Here is a 16,107-nt window from a genome sequence, read left to right as displayed (position 1 = left end):
ACTGTCATTCTTCCTCCAGAACAGCTTCGGCGGATTCTCCTGCGTGCTTTCGATGCGCACGTACGAGCATGCGCAGGAATGCACGGGCAGCTGCCGGGCCAAAATCCGGCGGTTCCGGTGGAACAATTATGCGATATTCGCCCGTTTCAGCGTCAGCAGCAGCGCCGCCGCAATCATATTCCGTTTCAGATGGAACAGCCAATTCGATATCGTCTCTTTTCGCCAACATTCCCCCAGATAATTGCGTTGCAATCGGAACTTCTTTCGTGCGCGTTCATGGCGCTCCTTTCGATTCCTTTGATTAGCTGCCTTCGGCGTTCAATCACGGTTGCGGCAGATCTCGAAGCCCGCTCCAAGCTTGAGTGGCAATGCGCCGACGGCATACGACCAAGAGCCGCACTCCCCGGCATTCGGGGAGGTGCGGCTCTTGGTCGTATGCCGTGCTCTATCTGGAGGGTGGGAGCCAGCGGGTGATCCATCCGGCGTTGCCCGTCCCACCCGTGATGATTGTGGCGATGGCGGTTGTGGCGGCCCACCAGGCGAGGACGAGGATGTAGGCGATCGTCAGGTAGCCGGCGGTGGCGACGTTGGCCACCAGCGCGTATCCGCTGCCGAGGATCACGGCGGTGATGATGCGCAGGAACGGTTGGCGGGTGGCGGTCATGGCGGTCGCGACGCCGAGCAGGGCGGCGCCGACGGTCTGCACGAGTCCAGGCGGTCCGAGCAGGTTGGCGGGGAAGCTGAGCGTGTTGGCTGCTTCTTGAAGGTAGACGCCGCTGGCGGCGAGGCCGATGGCCAGGACCGGTGGACTGGCTCGGCGCAGCCACGATGCGATCGCGGACGCTGGGATGCGTGGCGCGGTAAGCGCGACGAGCGCTGCGCTGGCGGCGATGGGGATGGTGGCGTAGAGGGCGGCCTTGAGGTAGGCGTCGTCGGGAAGTCCGACGGCGGCGCCGGTTCCGAGGCCCCAGAGCCCGGCGAGAGCGAGGCCGAGGGCTGCAGCTGCGAGGTAGCCGCGACGGAGCAGGGCGCCGGTGGTGGCGGTGTCGCCGGCTTGTGTGGTGAGGATCCAGGTGGTGGGGCGAGCTGTGCCGCTGCCCAGGCGGTGAGCGCGGCGAGGGCAGCCGCGAGGGCGAGGTTTTCCACCGTGACGCGTACGTCATAGATCTGGCCGCCGTTCTTCCAAAGGTCCGCCGCAACCTGACCCAGCCGGACAAGTCCGCGGGCAAGGCACCCGATCTGCTCCACCGCGACTTCACCCCGCCGGCGGCACCGAACACGGCGTGGGTCGGTGACCTCACCGAAATCCCCTGCGACGAAGGGAAGTTCTACCTCGCGACCGTGCTGGACCTGCACTCACGCCGGGCGGTCGGGTTCGCCATGGGCGCCCACCACGACGCCGCGCTGGCGACCGCGGCGTTGCAGGTCGCGATCGCGGTCCGCGGCGGTGACGTGGCCGGGGTGATCTTCCACTCCGATCAGGGCGGGGAGTACACCGGCAACCTGTTCCGCGCCGCCTGCGGCCGGGCGAAGGTGCGCCAGTCGATGGGCCGCACCGGCTCCGGGCTGGACAACGCGGTCGCCGAGTCGTTCAACTCGACCTTGGAGTTCGAGCTGCTCGCGGCCGCCGGCCGCTACGCCACCCGGGCCCAGGCCCGGACCGCGGTCGCCGCGTTCATCGATGAGTACAACCACGACAGACGGCACTCGACGGCAGGCCGGCTCCCACCGGCGGTCTACGAGGCCCGGGTCCGTGCCGAACGGGCGGCATGAAGATAGGGGGAAGGAGGCGGCTACGCCGCCGCTCTCTCCCACCTATCAAGATCTAAAAACCTCAAGATCAAAGTCTCTACGGTTTCAGGGGATTGCCAATGCCCCTGTATCTCCGGGTCCCCGCAACCGACCATTCATTGATGAATCAGGGCTTAGCGGCGGATTGACGCCTCGAACAACCAAGAGGAAAGAGGCCAGTCTGCACGTTACGGAGGTGCAGACTGGCATCCATTACCTTCTTAAATTGTCCAGGCCGAAGTCTTGGCCAAGCGCAAGAGCATGCTTATTATGAGCGAGCGTTGGAAATTCCGTCGCCACACGCCGCAATTGCTCTTTAATGAAACCGGTTCCAGCCTCCAGGAACTCGTCCACAGAACAGCGAATCTCGAGTTCGGAATAGGTCGGAACCACATGAAGAATTCCTTGAGTGACCTCAAACTTGATCAATTCATCGTTCTCAGTGAAATCGATGTCACCAAAGGCCCCTTTCCCCTGCAAAAATAGCATGGTTTGCTGAACAGAATACATTGCATCAAACAGCGGAACCCAACCCCACGGTGGACCAACATCGATCCCCGACTTGGATATCGACAAGCGACCTAGAAAATAGTACCACCGGAGATCAGTGCGAGAAACGAGCTCTAAACCACCCTCTTGAGCGAACTCACGCCCATGACCGGAATACTCAGAATCAGACGCGAACGAAATTTCCATCACCACCTCCTCATGGCACCGGGAAGGCATTGCGCACGAAGTTCTCAGCAGGGTCGAAGTAGACGCGCATCGTATAGAGCGGCGTCCGCTTTAGGTCTCGCTTGTACCCCACCGGATTTTTGAATCGAAGCTCCTTGACGACGCCATCCCTATTCCCGGTATTTTTGTTGACCCGCCCCTTCTCAAGAACCTCTTCGATCATAGCTCGCCGACTTTCCGGGGTTGTCCCCGGAACCCATTCCGTCTTCGACGAGTCAGTCGAGAAAATTCCCTCTGGGGTATGGCCGTTCTTAATGTGATCGTCGTCGATTGTAACCTTGCGCTTGGCGCCACCCGCACCGCCGCGTGTGGCTTGATTGTTCCACTGAAGTCTCGAGAAGCCGTTGCCTAGGCGTGCGGCTCCGTCTACTGCAAAGCCGGCACCGGTGACAATGCCGGCGACTCCCGCTGCGACAGCTGGCGCCCCAACCCAAATCAGCAAACCGTCGGAGCCGACAATTGCAATGCCGCCAGCGGCGACCACGGGCGTACTCGCTCCCACGAGACCGACTCCGACAGCAGCCTCGGCGGTGCCGACTGCGATATCGACGATCGCGTCGGCGTTCGCTTCCACATTATCCCAGAGCAGTTCCCATCCCTCACAGAGCCATTCCGGGAAGCATTTTACGTGCTGCTCAACGCGGGGAAGTACTTCCTTGGTGTCACTGGACGAGCCACCATCGTTGCCGCCGGTGCTGTTGCCGCCATCTTCTCCGGGGGCCGGACCCCCGCCACCGCCACCGCCGCCACCGCCACCGCAAACTCTGTTCGCGGATTCCTCGGTGCATTTCGGGAGTAGGCCGGTGGGGTCGGAGGAGCTGATGGGGCTGTTGTTTGCGTAGGAGTAGGCGCTCCATTGTTGTGGGTTGGCGAGGTCCATGATCGGGTCGACTGATACGAATCGGCCGATCGCTGGGTCATATTCGCGTGCTCCGAGGTGAGTGAGCCCGGTGTTGTCGCGGGTGCCCCCGACGAATCCCTTCTCTCCGGGCCAGGAGGTCGGTTTGACGCCTCGGTCTTCCCCGAAAGGGGTAGTACGTCGGCGGGTGGCTGTCAGCGCCGCATCGCTGGAGACCGTGGCGGTGGCGGTTCCTTGATGATCGTTGATAAGCCAGGTCAGGGTTGTGGGTGTGCGTACGGCGATCGCGGAGCCGGCATGGCTGTAATAGCGGGTGCCGGTGGCGTTGCCGCTCTTCGGTTTACGGATTTCGATGCCACCGGGCAGATAGAGTGTCGCGCCGCCCGGGTCGCGGCGGATGAGTCGGCTGCCGCCGGCGTCGTAGGTGTAGCTGGTGGCTCCGGTGGCGTCGGTGCTGGAGCTCAGCCGGTTCTGGTGGTTCCACACCAGGGCTTGGCTTCCTGTACCTGCCGTGCCGTCTGCAGCGCATTGGTTCGCGGCGGTGCTGGTGGGGCGGCACAGGGTGTTGCCATTGGCGTCGTAGGCGTACTGGTGCACCGCGGTGCTTCCACCGCTACCAGTGATCGAGGTGACCGCGTGGGGCTTGCTGCCTGCAACGCCGGCGGAGGGTGGGTAGTTGTAGGTGCGGGTGATGTCGGTGCTCTGGTGGATGGTTTCGGTCTTGCGGTTGCCTGCCGGGTCGTAGGTGTAGGAACGCCAGTAGGCGGCGGGTCCGGCCACGACGGTGGGGGTCGGCGTGTTGGCGCAGGTGTTCGTCGCCTGTGACCAGGCTTCGGTCAGCCGGTTGAGCGCGTCGTACTGGAAGCACTGTGTTTCGGCGGCCTGCCCACCGTCTGGTGTGTCGGTGATCGCCTCGATGGTGCCGGCTTCGTTGTACTTGTAGCGCAGGTTGTAGACGTCGTTTTTCAGTTCAGGAACTGCGTTGAAGGTTGTCTTGCGCCCGGTGGCGTCGTCGTAGCCGTAGGTGAGCGCGACGCGGTTGCCGTGCTCGCCGAGGTTTTGGCCGATGAGGTCGTCGAGCTGGTTGTAGACGATTTCTTGGGCGTAGATCTGCTTGCCGATCAGGCCGTTGGGCAGTCCGATGGTGTTGAACAGGGTGGTGACGGTCTCGGCGGGAAGTCCGGCAACTGCTGGGGTGGTGACCTTTTCGAGACCACCGTTCGGGCGGTACCCGAAGGTTTGTGTGTAGGTGCACGGGTTGGTTTCGCCCGAGACGCATAGTCCGCTGTCGTTCGCCGGGACAGTTACCGACGTGCCTTTCGGGCGGCCGGCAGCGTCGTAGCCGGTCGTCGCGGTGATGTAGGCCGCGCGGTTGCCGTTGGCGTCGTACTCGTACTGGGTCGCGGTGGCCGGTTTTGCTACGCCGTAGGCGAGAGTGTCGTACGTCCATTCGGCGAGTAGTCGGCCGTCCTCGGCGCCTTCCCGCGCGGCAGTCTTGCGTCCGAGTTCGTCGTATTTGAAAAAGGTCGCCTTCTGTCGGGCGTCCTTTGTCCAGCTCAGTCGGCCTAGGGTGTCATAGCCGCTGGTCGAGATTCCCGTATCGGGGTCGTCCGTGCGGATCTTGTTGCCGCGTAGGTCGTAGGTGTAGGTCCAGGTGTTGTTGCCCGGCCCGGTCACCGACTTGAGCTGATCGCGGTTGGTGTATTGGTAGATGGTTCGCTCGAAGGTCGCTGGATCGTCGCTGCCGAGTTTTGCCGGATCCTTGTATTGGCGGAGATCGGTGAGACGGCCATGGGCGTCCGTGATCGTGGTGGTGGGGATGCCGCCCCGTGGGGGTGTGACGTTGGTTCGCTCTCCCAGGTAGCTGGTGCGTTCGCGCCATGCCTCGTCGCCGTTGACGGTGTAGATCGCGTCGGTGATTCGGCCGGCACCGTCGTAGATGTTGGTGGTGAGCGACGGGATCTCCGGGCGTCGCACGGCGGTCACCAGGGTGGTGCTGGGTGGGGAGTTGTCGATGTCGTAGTACGGGTTGCTCGCCCAGACGACGAGGCCGCGGGAGTTGTAGACGGTTTCGGTGATGGCTCGGCCACCGGCGAGCGTTTGTGTCTGCGTTTGGCGCAGGCGCAGCATGCCGTCGTAGAGCGCGATGGTGGTGCGGTAGTTCTTCGTGCCCGAAGCGATCAGTTGCTTGGTGACGATCGAGGTGGATGCTGTCTTGCTGACGTTGTAGGTGTAGCTGACGGACGGGTCGTTGGGATACGTGGCCCGTGAGCGTCCGGGTGCCCAGACCTTCAGCAGGCGGCCGTTGCCGTCGAAGGCGGATTCGGTGATCAGGCCGTTGACGTCGGTCACCTTCACCGCTAGGCCGAGTGCAGGGTTGAGTGTGTTGATGACAGTGTGGCCGAGTTGATTGGTGACCTTGGTCTGGGTGACCGGTCCCCCGGTCGCTGGGGTGTAGTCGGTCCTGGTGGTGTTGTTCAGGGCGTCGGTCTGCTGGATCGCTCGGCCGAGTTCGTCATGACCGGTGCGAACGGATGTCACGAAGACGGGTGTGCTGCCGTCGAAGTGGTCGAGTTCGTCGATGCGTACGGCGAGGCCGCGGGTGGGCGCGGTCCCGTAGTCGTTCTTGTCGTCGTAGTAGGAGCGGGTGTCGCTGATCACGGTCGCGGGTTTGCTGCCGGCGGTGCAGTCGGCGCCGTCGACGAGTTTGCGTTTGACTCGGTCGAGGATCCACGCCGTCTCGTTGCGGGCGTACTCCATGCGGGTGCAGCGGTCGTCGCCGGCGACGGCCTCGTCGCCGGCGTCGTGGAGTTCGCTGATCATGTGGTCGGCGTTGACTTTGGTGATGGTGGCTGTCCACCGGGTGCCGCCGTTGGCGAGTTTGGTGCGTTGGCGTTCGCTGCCCGCGTGGGTTCGCCAGGCTTTGAGGGTTCCGGCTGTGGCTGTGGGTCCTTGGACGGCTGGGTTGTTGAGGGTGCCGGAGATCCAGTCGTTGCCGTTGTAGGTGATTTGTTCTCGCAGCATTCCGGCGAGGGCTTCGTGGTCGGTGACCGTACCGCCGAGGGAGTCGGTGACCTGGACGTTACGTGGTGTGCCCTTGGGCGGCAGGACTTCGTTCTCGGGCTGAGGGTCACCGTTGAGGCCGCGGAAGTAGCGGTATTCGGTGCGGGACTGCGTGTCGGTGTCGACGCCGGTGCGAATCTGGACGCGGCCGTAGCCGCGGAAGTCGCCCCAGGTGCGCTTCTTGGGGTCGGTCAGCTGAGAGTTGTCGTAGGCCCAGGCGGGGGTGTCGAGGTAGTCGTAGTTGGTCTGCTGGTGTTCGAAGCCACCGGTGTTGTCGTAGACGTCGACGCGGGTGACAACGTACTTGTTGAACCAGTCGAGTGTGGCTTCCTCGCCCTCGGCTCCGTAGTACTGCGGGAAGCACCGCTTGCCGTTCGCCCATGGTTTCGGCAGGGTGATGCCGTCGCATTCGGGCTTCGAATAGGTGATGCCGATCTGACCGCCGGACTCGGTGGTGATCGACTGGATGCGGTTGCGGAACAGGCTGGAGTGGCCGTTCGGGGTGTTGACCCGGTTCGGCATGACGTCAGCGTTCGGGTTGAACACCACGGGTGGGTCCGTCACCGCGGGACCCCCTGCGGTGGTGACGTGGCCGGTGTGAGTGATGCTCTTGAGCCACATCGGTGTGCTCTCGTTGCCGCCGGCTTGCAGGTAGGCGTGCGCAAGAGCGTAGCTGTCGACGGTGGTGTAGGCGTCGCCGCTGCCCGTGTAGACCTGGGTTCTGACGTTGGCCAGCCGCTTCGCCGTCCAGAAGGTGGGTGCGTACTGGGCCACGCTGCAGGGTGCCGCATCGCAGTACTGGTCCCAGGGGGCGTCGGGGAACCTTTTGGCGATCGGTTTTCCGGCGCTAGTGAAACACGTGCCGATGCAGCGGTCCGCGACGTCGAACAGGACGCGGTTGACCGGCCGTGCGGTTGCCGCGGCGTTGCTGCGGCTGCCGTACTCGATCTTGGTGAGATAGCCGGCACGGTCGTAGGTGGTGCGTTTCTGCTCGTCACCTTCTCGGGCGTAGGCGCCTTCCTCCTTGGCGTAGAAGTAGGTGACCGTGTTGCGGTTCAGGTCGATCGCATAGTCGAGATTCCATCGCCAGGCGCGGGTCTTGCGTGCTTCGGCGAATTTCTCGTTGTAGCCCGGTTCACCGGGGTGGTTGCTGTAGACGGGGACCGTCCAGGTGGAGTTGGTGCTCGCACCGTCCGAGCTGCCGCCGTCGGTCTTGCCGCGGCCGAAGTAGTACTGGATACCGTTGACGGTAGTCAGACGCCAATAGGTCTTGTCGTCGTCACCGTTGGCGATGTCGCCCTTGATCTGCTCGATGCGCGAGCCGTCATCGGCTTTGCCGCGGTAGAGCACGGTGGTGTCGTCCGCGTCGTTCTCGCTGCTGGCGACCTTGACGAGTTCGGTGGCGGAGCCGTTGAAGGACATGGTGGCGTTGTCGTCGAACCAGCATTGGTCTCCGCCGTGGATGTCCTTGCTGTTGGGTTCTTTGCCGCTCTGCTCGTCCTGGTCGTCGGAGCAGGTCCGGTAGCTGCGTTCGATGAACCCGGGATCGAACGACCAGCCATCGCCGATCCAGGATCCCTGGGTGTTGTTGCCGGAGGTACGTCCGTCAATCGCTGCGGAGGAGTAGCCCAGTGAAAGATCGGGGCTGAAACTTCCGGGCGGTTTGGGAACATTCATCGGGTACGACCAGGCGAAGGCACCGTTCTGCTGCGAAACCTGCCAGGTCGACGCCTGGGTGAGACTGGTTGCCGAATAGTCGCCGTTCTCACCCTCCGCCGCGGTTGTCAGTGCGAAGGTGGACGCGGTCGCTGCACCTGAAACCTCGACCGTGGCGCTCACCGTACCGGTTCGGGGATCGTTAGTTGACGGGATCGGGTGGCCATCTTCGAGCCGGACGAGCCGTAGGCGGCTGAGTGCCTCGTTGTTGAAAAGGCCAGCCACGGGCTGATAGCCCACGGTGAGGCGGACTCGGCCGCCGAGGTTACTGCCGTCGGCACGGGCCAGACGGACTGCGATGCCCTTGACGCCGAGTGCCGCTGTGGCGGCGCGGCTCAGTGAGCTGACTTTGAGTTTCCGAACGCTGGCGGTGTCCTGCTGTGGTGTTCCCTGCAGGGTCGGTGTGGAAGCGACCGGTTCAACGGAGACCGCTAACGCGCCGGCTTGAACTCGTGCGGTCCCCTGCTGGGTGAGGTCGACGGCCTGTTCCTTGGCGGCAACCGTGGGGTCCGGTGGGATGTCGGCTTCGGTCAACTCGCGATCATCAGCGGTGTATTCCGGGAGGGGCTTGGCCTCTACCGGCGCCACCTTGATGCCTTTGACATCCTGCGGTTTCGCTGCTGCGGCTTCGGCGGCTGCTGTGAGCGGCAGTTGTCCAATCGAACTTGCCAGAAGTGATGTAATCAGTATCGCGCGGAGGGTTTGTGACGGCGTTTGCATCTTGCGCCGTCGCAGGAATTGACGATGGTTCCTTTTACTCACATTTTCTCCCTATCGGCCGTGAATGCAGCCGTTCCCCGTAAGTGACGCTCCACCGAAGAGCGCATAGATGGGTGCAGGTAGGCCGCGGGCCCGAACCCTGATGCGGTTCGGGCCCTTCACCTGTTCCGTGCCTATGGCCTAGCTGGGCTACCCGGCCTGTGCTTTGCTGTAAATGTCCTGGTCGGACCAGACGCGCGGCGTTGCGTGGACTTCATCGATCTCACCGACCCATTGCGTGTCGACGTCGCCGGTCCAGCCTCGCCCAATGCCGAACTTGCCGGTCGCTTCCCAGGTCGTGTGTCCCGGCTTCTCCGCTCGGACGCCGTCGGCTTCCGGGATACCGTTGACGTACAGCTGGATCTTGTCGGTTGCCGGATCGACGATGCCGACAAGGTGCGCCCAGGATCCGGCCTCTACGTAGTCCGTGGTGCAAGCAGCTTTCGTGTCGGCATCGGCCGTGTCGGTCGCCGCGACACTGAAGCACCAGGCCGGATCGTTCACGCCGTCATCGTCGACATCGACATCCGTACGGTAGCCGAGGGTGAACATCGAGGTGTTTGCGCCGTCTTGCGATACCGCGAACCGGTTACCAGCCGGCAAGGGTGAAGGAAGTTCGGGCTGCTCGTCGTCTTCGCCCGTGTCAGGGGTCGGCGGCGGTGCCGGCAGCCGCACCCAGGCAGCCACAGTGAAACCAGCGGGAGACAGGGTGTTGAACACGGTGGACGCTGTCGACAGGTTTCCCGTTCCGTCGAACGTCGCTGCGGACTCACCGGACTTTCCGGCCTCCGACCACGTCACCCCCGTCCCGGAGATAGTCGCGGGGCGATTGTTCTCCGGCGCTGATGCGGCTGTTGTTCCGAGACCTTCGTTGAGCGCCCAGTACCAGGACTCGCCCACAGGCTTGACCTTGAAATAGTATTCAAAGGCACCCGACAGGTTGCCCGCAGTGTCGATTGCCTTGACCTTCAATAGGTTGACCAGGTCCTTGGTAGGAGTCAGGTCTCGGGAAGCAACGCCGGACGGCCCCGACGGCGCGATCTGACTTTCCGCCCCGCCGTTAAGTGAATAGGTGTAGTACTTGACTGCGTCACCGGCGCTTCCAGGAGCGAAGATGAATTTTCCGGGTTGACCAGGTCCGCCGTTCCAACCTGTCGGTGGATATTTCTCACTCGTCACCGAAGGATTCCCGGGATTCGCGGTATCCACTTTGAACCCGAACCAGGCGGAATCCGGGCCGCACCCATAGCTGTCACAGGCACGACCACGCCAGTAGTAGTCACCGTCCGCGAGGTCAGACTGTAATGTCCAAGTGCGCTGAACACCGCTGCTTATCCCGGTCATGCTGGTGCCCGACGTCGCTTTTCTGGTGGTCTTGTTGCTCGCGTAGACCTCGTACTCGTAGCGCAAGGTTCCGCCGTCGGGGTCTGCAGCCATCATGCTGAGAGTCGGCCGCTTGGAGGAAGTGACGGCCGTGCCGTTGCCGCACGCGGCATAGCACGGGCTGAACCCGAGATTGCTCGGCGCACCCGGCTTCCTGTTGTACACGACGTCCAGATAGGTCGAATCAGGCACCAGCTTCTTCCACTGGTACGCGTCCGACTCACTCTGGGCACGAAACGCCAGGGTCAACGTCGTGTAGTCGTTCGCGGCGACGCTCTCAAACGCCGTCTTGACCGCAGTCTGGGCGAACTTGACCTCGTCGTTACCCTTCGGACAAGCACTCTTGTTCGCCGTCGCGTTCACGGTTCCGAGCAACGTCCACGTCTTGTCTTTGGTGTTGTCCCAAGTTACGGCACCGGCACCGTTGATCCAGTTCGTGCGATACAACTGGAAGGGTGACGGCGTGCAGTCGGCGCTATGTCTGACATTGACGTGCACAGACGCCTTGACGATCGCCGTCGCGTCTACGAGTTCGTTGGTGTTGAACTGAACGATGGTGCGCCAGTCGTCCGTGTCGGTGCCACCCCACAGCTGACCCACTCGCATGTCATCGCGGGTCGCTGAATCGGTCCAATACGACTTGGTGGGATTCTTCCTGCTGACGTGCGTCCAGATCTCCTTGCCGCCGTTGAACCCGGGGTCAATGGAAACAGGATAGACAGTGCTCGGATCGGCCAGCATCGCCTGCGACGGAATCACCGTCAACGAGACGTCATCCACGTACACGGGCAGATCCTCGACGCGACGGGATTCCGGTTCCTGCGACAAGGTCACCGTCGACGACGCGGAGCTCTTCGTCCGAGCCTGAGCCACCGCCGGGGCTTGCGGCTTATCCCACATCCGAGCGCCATCGGAGACGAACAATGGCACTTGGTCAGGAGTCATTGCCTTAATGAACCCATCGCCGTCCTGACGCATAGTGATGCCGTCGGCGACCAGCCCGAAGCGCAACTCACGCAGCGCAGTATTCGTTGCGGCTTCCGGGGTCTTGACCACCAGGACCTGGCTGAATGAATCGGCGTACGCCGCCAGTTCCAGGTCGACGCCCGGCAGCACCTCGGCATACGTTGCCGTGTTACCTGTCAAGACAGGGGTGGGCAGGTCGCCGCCGGGCCAAGAGATCGCCAGGGAGCGCTCGCCGCCTATCAGCGTCAGCATCGGCCCGGACCCACCAGCGGAAAACCGAACGTCCAAAGTGGTAGCTTGAGGCACCACGGCACCACCCGCGGTCTTTAGTTCCGCGTTCACTGGAACCCAGTCCGAGCCACGCCTCACTCTGACCGGAGTGGCATGCTCGCGGGTACGCAAGGTTCCGTCGGGATTGGCGAACGTCTGTGACGTCTCAGTCCGCTCGGCGAGGATCTCTACAGGCTTCCGCGTCTTCCATGCCTGCCGCATCGCATCAGCCGCACCAACCGGCTCCACCGAGGTCGCAACCGCTCGTACCGGTGCGGCCACAGCGGAAGTCGATGTCACGACCCCCACCGACACGGCTGCGAGCAAGACAGCTGACGAGGCAGCCAACCGACTGATAGGCAGACCGAAACGGCGGCCTACCGGCCGCCAGGGACTAGATATCAAGGATCCCCCCGCACACTGAGGACACACAGTAGTGTCCTCCAGAGTTGATGATCTTGAGTATAGGCAGATCGTGATCTACCACAAGAGACTTGGTGTGAGAGTGCCGCGGCGCGGGTAGGTCAAGCTTCTGGTCGAGCTCGAATGAGATCCCGGCGTTCACCCCGCTGCTCAACGCCGCCAAAGGTTGCTGGGCAGCCTGGCCGGAGCCTGTTGATCGCCGACGCACTGCACACCCAGACCGATCACGCCCAGCAGATCACCGCCCGCAGAGCACACCTGCCACTCCAGGCCGACGGCAACCAGTCCAATGTTGTTTGGCCGATCCACAACAGGCAAGGGCGCGGCCCAAACCAGACGGCTCAGCGGCACCGAGAGGACTGCGATCGGGAGGTCTCCGCCGCGGTGCCGTTTCGCCTTTACTCCTCTGTCTCCTCGCTGAGCGCGAGCGGATGGAGTTCACACGTCAGTCCGGCCAGTGCGGTGGCGACCTCTTGCAGGGTTGCTTTGACGTAGCGGGCGGTGGTGCCGGTGTCGTTGGGTGATTCGGCGTGGCCGGCGTAGGCCAGGGCGACGCCGTAGCCGTAGACCCGCTCGACCCAGGTCAGGGTCGTGTGGCGCAGCCAGTGCGCGGACACTCCCTGTGCGGTCACCCACGGCAGGGTCCGGCCGATCCGCATGAACAGGCCGTCGTAGCGGCGCCGCCCGACCGGGCCACCGGTCAAATACCGCAGCAGCTGCTCATCTGGCGGCGCTCCGCGCTGGTGGACGTGGTGCAGCAGGAACGACATCAGCGTCGGTGACACCGGCTGGCGGCGGAACGTGCCGCCCTTCTCCCGCAGCATGACCAGACACTGCTGCACGTCCAGGTCCTTCGGCCGTACGCGGAGCAGGCCGCCGCGTCGGTAGGCGGTCTCGATGTGGAACCGGACGATCAACGCGTCCAGTTCCGGATCCCGACACCCGGTGGCAGCGGCCGCCACCAGCTCGGCGAGCCGCTCGTCTGGTATCGCGATCCGCTGCGAGGCCGGCCGGCGTGGTTTGGCGACCTTCTTCGCCGGATCGTCGGCGTCGGCGATCAGCCGGTCCGCGACCGCCCGCCGATACACGCACCGCAACGCGGTGATCAGATGCTCGCCCGAGCCGGCGCCGCCCCGGAAGTTGCGGCGTTGCACCGCCTCGGCCTGCACCTGCCGCATCAACGTCTCCACCTCCGTCGGGGTGACCTCGTCCAGACGCCGATCACCCCACCGGTCCACCACCTTGCGCAGATAGTTGCCGTACGTACGGGCCGCACCGGCGCCGATCGCGGCCAGCACCACTGCCACGTACTCGCCGAACGTCGGCACGTGCGGCCGCGCCCCGGCTGTCTGCAGCAGGTCTTCGGCGGTGATGCCCATCTGATCCAGCAGCGTCCGCGCCGCCTCGAGGACCTCGGGCTTGACCCGGCTCGTGGTCACAGGTCACCGCCCAGCACTGCCGTGTGTATCGGCATCGACCAGTGATCCAACTGGACCAGGGGGTGCACCACCAGCAGGCCCGGTACCGGGATCGCGGCCAGCAGCACCCGCTCGTTGACACCAATCCCGACCGCCCGGCGCATGCTCGACGGCAGCCGCAGACAATGCCGGCCACACACCCCCTGCCCGCCCGCATCGTCAGCATTGATCACGACCACTCTGTGCGCGACCGTGAACGACACCCGCAAACCGGCTACCCAACCGAGCGTCGACATGGCCCGGGTATCGGAGACACGGCCCTTACTGTCGACGGTGCACATACCGAAGACGACATCCCGGCGCGGCGGCGCCGGCGCGTCGGGAAGCGGCAACGGCTTACGGCTAACCCGCGCCAGGCCCACCGACTCCCGGCGATGGCCTTCCCGGTCCTCGGTGTTCAACTCGGACACGTTAAACCCCATATCGATCAATGCGCTCGCCGCAAGATCGAATGAGGTTTACTGCTGCCTGCCCTTTCTCGAAGTTCCGCCGGTTCGGTGACGGCGTTCGCTTCACGGTTCCCCGCTCCTCCGACGCCGTCGGCGCGGGGCCGGATACGTCGTCCTCCCCCACCGGTGACGCTGTCGGCACCGAATTCTCACTGGGGATTTCGCCCGACTGCTCGGCCTCGCTGACGGATGGCTTCGCCGGCTCGCCTGCGGCGTCCTCGATCCTCCGCGCCGGCAGACTCGTCGCCAGTCGACCCTTCATGGGGACCGCTGTTGAGATCCTTGCCGACTTCGAGCATGCGCTGCCTCGTGGACCGAGGTGCAGCTACAGAACCCATGAAGCGAGGAACCCGTCCGGGTGAACTTCTCCCGGACGGGTTCCTCATGTACTAATTCAATGGAATAGTTGTAGATAGCCATACGGCATACTGGGTATCGGTGTGTGTCGATCCTCGGACACCAATCAAAGACACGAGAACTCGCCGGGGTGGAAACCTCGGCGATCAGTGTTTCTAGGCCAGGTCGGTAGGTCATCCGCAGGCCGATGCGGCTGTGAAGCTCCGCCTTGTCGCGCGGGTCGGCGTCCCGCAGGACAGTGAGCAGGCTGCCGAGGCCGTCGACTATCGCGGCGGTCTGTCCCTCGTTGATCTGTTGGGGCGGTGCTTCGCTCAGCCGCAGTGCTGCGGTCGCGTTGTCTCGCTCGGCTGAGGTCTCGCTGATCCAGGATGCGATGAGTGTCGGGTCGCCGCCCGCGTCGAGTGCGGCCCGGTAGCGCTTGATCCTGTTGTCGCAACCCTCGATCGTCTGCCGCAGGTAGCGGCTTTGGTCGGCGCCCTGGTGCCGCGCGAGTTCGGCGCGGTAGTGGGCGTCGGCGAGTCCGCGCAGGGTGGCGGTGAGCGTGTCGCCGGCGAGTTCGTCGCGCAGGAACCGGTCGACGGGTTCGGTGATGGTGTCTTCGCGGAGGTACAGCACGGGCGGGTGGGCGATCTCATGCTGGCGGACGAATCCGCGGGATGCCTTGCAGCGGTAGTAGAGGCGGGCCGTCCTGAGTCAGGCCGCGTGCGATGGTGATCATGCCGCGCCCGGCCGCGTACTCCTCAAAGATGCGCCGATCGACCGGAGCGGTGACGGGATCCGGATCGAGCCGGTGGAGGCGCTTGCCCTCGGCGGCTTTGCCGGGGTTGGGGTGCGGGCCGGCGTCGGCGAGGCGGTAGCCGTAGGGCGGGCGTCCGCCGAGGTAGCGGCCTTCAAGTTCGGTCTGTGCCTTCATCGCGGAGTGGACGCGGATCTTGATGCGGTTGCGTTCGCCTTTGCTCATGCCGCCGTACAGAGCCATGACGAGATCGTGAGCGTCCGAGCCCGGGTCGATGGCACCGCCGACTTCGGGCACCCACAGGCCGACGCCGTAGTGCACGAAGACCGGGAAGGTCATGCCGAACTGGCTGCCGTAGAACGCCCGTTGCGGCTCACCGATGACCACGGCGTCGAAGTCTCGCTCCGCGCTCTTGATCGCATCGAGCGAACGCGTCGCTTCCGGCCGCCGCTTCCACGGCAACGCGCGTGACAGCCCGATGTCGAAGAGCTCGGCGACGACCTCACCGCCGGCCGGTTCGATCAGGCTGCGAGCGCGGGATAGCTGCGGGTCTTGTGGCACATGATGCTTCGGTCGGCGGGCGCAGCATGCCGCCACGCCCGCCGACCCCGGGCCGTCACCCGCTCTGACGCAGCAAATCCCCGATGAGGACGGTCAGGCCCATTGCGGTGGCGGCCCAGCATGCGGCCACGATCACCGTCCGGTTCGTGGCGAACCGGCGGTCCCATGCGGTGGCGTTACCCGAGCGGACCGCGGAGTGCACCATGAACGTGCGGCCCAGCCCGAAACTGGCGCCCAGCACCGGCGCCGCCCACCAGGGTGCGGCGAACAACGCCACGGCGACCAGCACGTACGGCAGATGGGTCGGCACGAACGTACGCAGGCCGGTGCCCATCTCGAAACCGAACTGGAGTGCTCCGGTCCCGTCCTGCCGGACGATGATGTCGCTGGGTACCTGTCGGCCGTTCTGCGGCAGGCGGAACGGTACGACCTTCGTGTCGCATCCGAGCGCCAGCGACACCACGGCGCACAGCGCGACGACTCGTGCTGTGGGAGGAAGGAGCTGCAGCACGGCGGCCGGCAGGAGAAGCAGTATCCCGGTCGCTGTGCCTCCGAGGATCA

The 16,107-nt window shown here is 64.2% G+C and carries 11 protein-coding genes; 1 reads left to right on the top strand and 10 read right to left on the bottom strand.

All coding sequences use genetic code 11. From position 1 onward, the window contains the following. Positions 1 to 4: 4 nt before the first annotated feature. Together J5X75_RS03370 and J5X75_RS03365 are read right to left on the bottom strand one after the other, a co-directional pair. Positions 5 to 229, bottom strand: coding sequence for a hypothetical protein (locus tag J5X75_RS03370; RefSeq protein ID WP_208465772.1), 225 nt, complete (start codon positions 227 to 229; stop codon positions 5 to 7). 216 nt (positions 230 to 445) lie between these two features. Beyond that, on the bottom strand, positions 446 to 706 hold the full coding sequence (locus tag J5X75_RS03365) for a hypothetical protein (RefSeq protein WP_208465771.1): 261 nt from the start codon (positions 704 to 706) through the stop codon (positions 446 to 448). 380 nt (positions 707 to 1,086) lie between these two features. On the opposite strand from J5X75_RS03365, the gene J5X75_RS03360 reads away from it, so the two are divergent. Then, positions 1,087 to 1,773 (top strand): IS3 family transposase, encoded by a 687-nt coding sequence (locus tag J5X75_RS03360; protein WP_208466138.1) that lies wholly within the window; start codon positions 1,087 to 1,089, stop codon positions 1,771 to 1,773. Between the two features lie 231 nt (positions 1,774 to 2,004). Here the strand turns inward: J5X75_RS03360 and J5X75_RS03355 are convergent, their stop codons facing one another. The 8 genes from J5X75_RS03355 to J5X75_RS03320 all read right to left on the bottom strand — a co-directional run bounded on the left by J5X75_RS03355 (position 2,005) and on the right by J5X75_RS03320 (position 16,057). Then, a complete protein-coding gene (locus J5X75_RS03355; protein WP_208465770.1) occupies positions 2,005 to 2,487 on the bottom strand; it encodes a hypothetical protein in 483 nt (160 codons plus the stop codon). A gap of 10 nt (positions 2,488 to 2,497) precedes the next feature. Further along, the gene (locus tag J5X75_RS45850; RefSeq protein WP_208465769.1) at positions 2,498 to 8,926 is read right to left on the bottom strand and encodes an RHS repeat domain-containing protein; all 6,429 of its coding nucleotides are present in this window, start codon (positions 8,924 to 8,926) and stop codon (positions 2,498 to 2,500) included. A 147-nt stretch (positions 8,927 to 9,073) separates the two neighbouring features. Next, entirely contained in the window at positions 9,074 to 11,524 is a 2,451-nt protein-coding gene (locus tag J5X75_RS03345; RefSeq protein ID WP_208465768.1) for a LamG-like jellyroll fold domain-containing protein, read from the bottom strand. Between the two features lie 839 nt (positions 11,525 to 12,363). Then, a complete protein-coding gene (locus J5X75_RS03340) occupies positions 12,364 to 13,404 on the bottom strand; it encodes a tyrosine-type recombinase/integrase (protein ID WP_307797904.1) in 1,041 nt (346 codons plus the stop codon). Continuing rightward, positions 13,401 to 13,844 (bottom strand): hypothetical protein, encoded by a 444-nt coding sequence (locus J5X75_RS03335; protein WP_208465767.1) that lies wholly within the window; start codon positions 13,842 to 13,844, stop codon positions 13,401 to 13,403. Before J5X75_RS03335 ends, J5X75_RS03340 begins: the two co-directional genes overlap by 4 nt. A gap of 306 nt (positions 13,845 to 14,150) precedes the next feature. Continuing rightward, positions 14,151 to 14,864, bottom strand: coding sequence for a hypothetical protein (locus J5X75_RS03330; protein WP_208465765.1), 714 nt, complete (start codon positions 14,862 to 14,864; stop codon positions 14,151 to 14,153). A gap of 16 nt (positions 14,865 to 14,880) precedes the next feature. Further along, a complete protein-coding gene (locus tag J5X75_RS03325; RefSeq protein WP_208465763.1) occupies positions 14,881 to 15,546 on the bottom strand; it encodes a recombinase family protein in 666 nt (221 codons plus the stop codon). Between the two features lie 55 nt (positions 15,547 to 15,601). After that, a complete protein-coding gene (locus J5X75_RS03320; RefSeq protein WP_208465761.1) occupies positions 15,602 to 16,057 on the bottom strand; it encodes a hypothetical protein in 456 nt (151 codons plus the stop codon). Between the last annotated feature and the right edge of the window lie 50 nt (positions 16,058 to 16,107).

Origin of the sequence: Actinoplanes flavus, from assembly GCF_017592555.1 — a bacterium.
Lineage (GTDB): Bacteria > Actinomycetota > Actinomycetes > Mycobacteriales > Micromonosporaceae > Actinoplanes > Actinoplanes flavus.
This window is presented reverse-complemented; position numbering and strand designations above follow the sequence as displayed.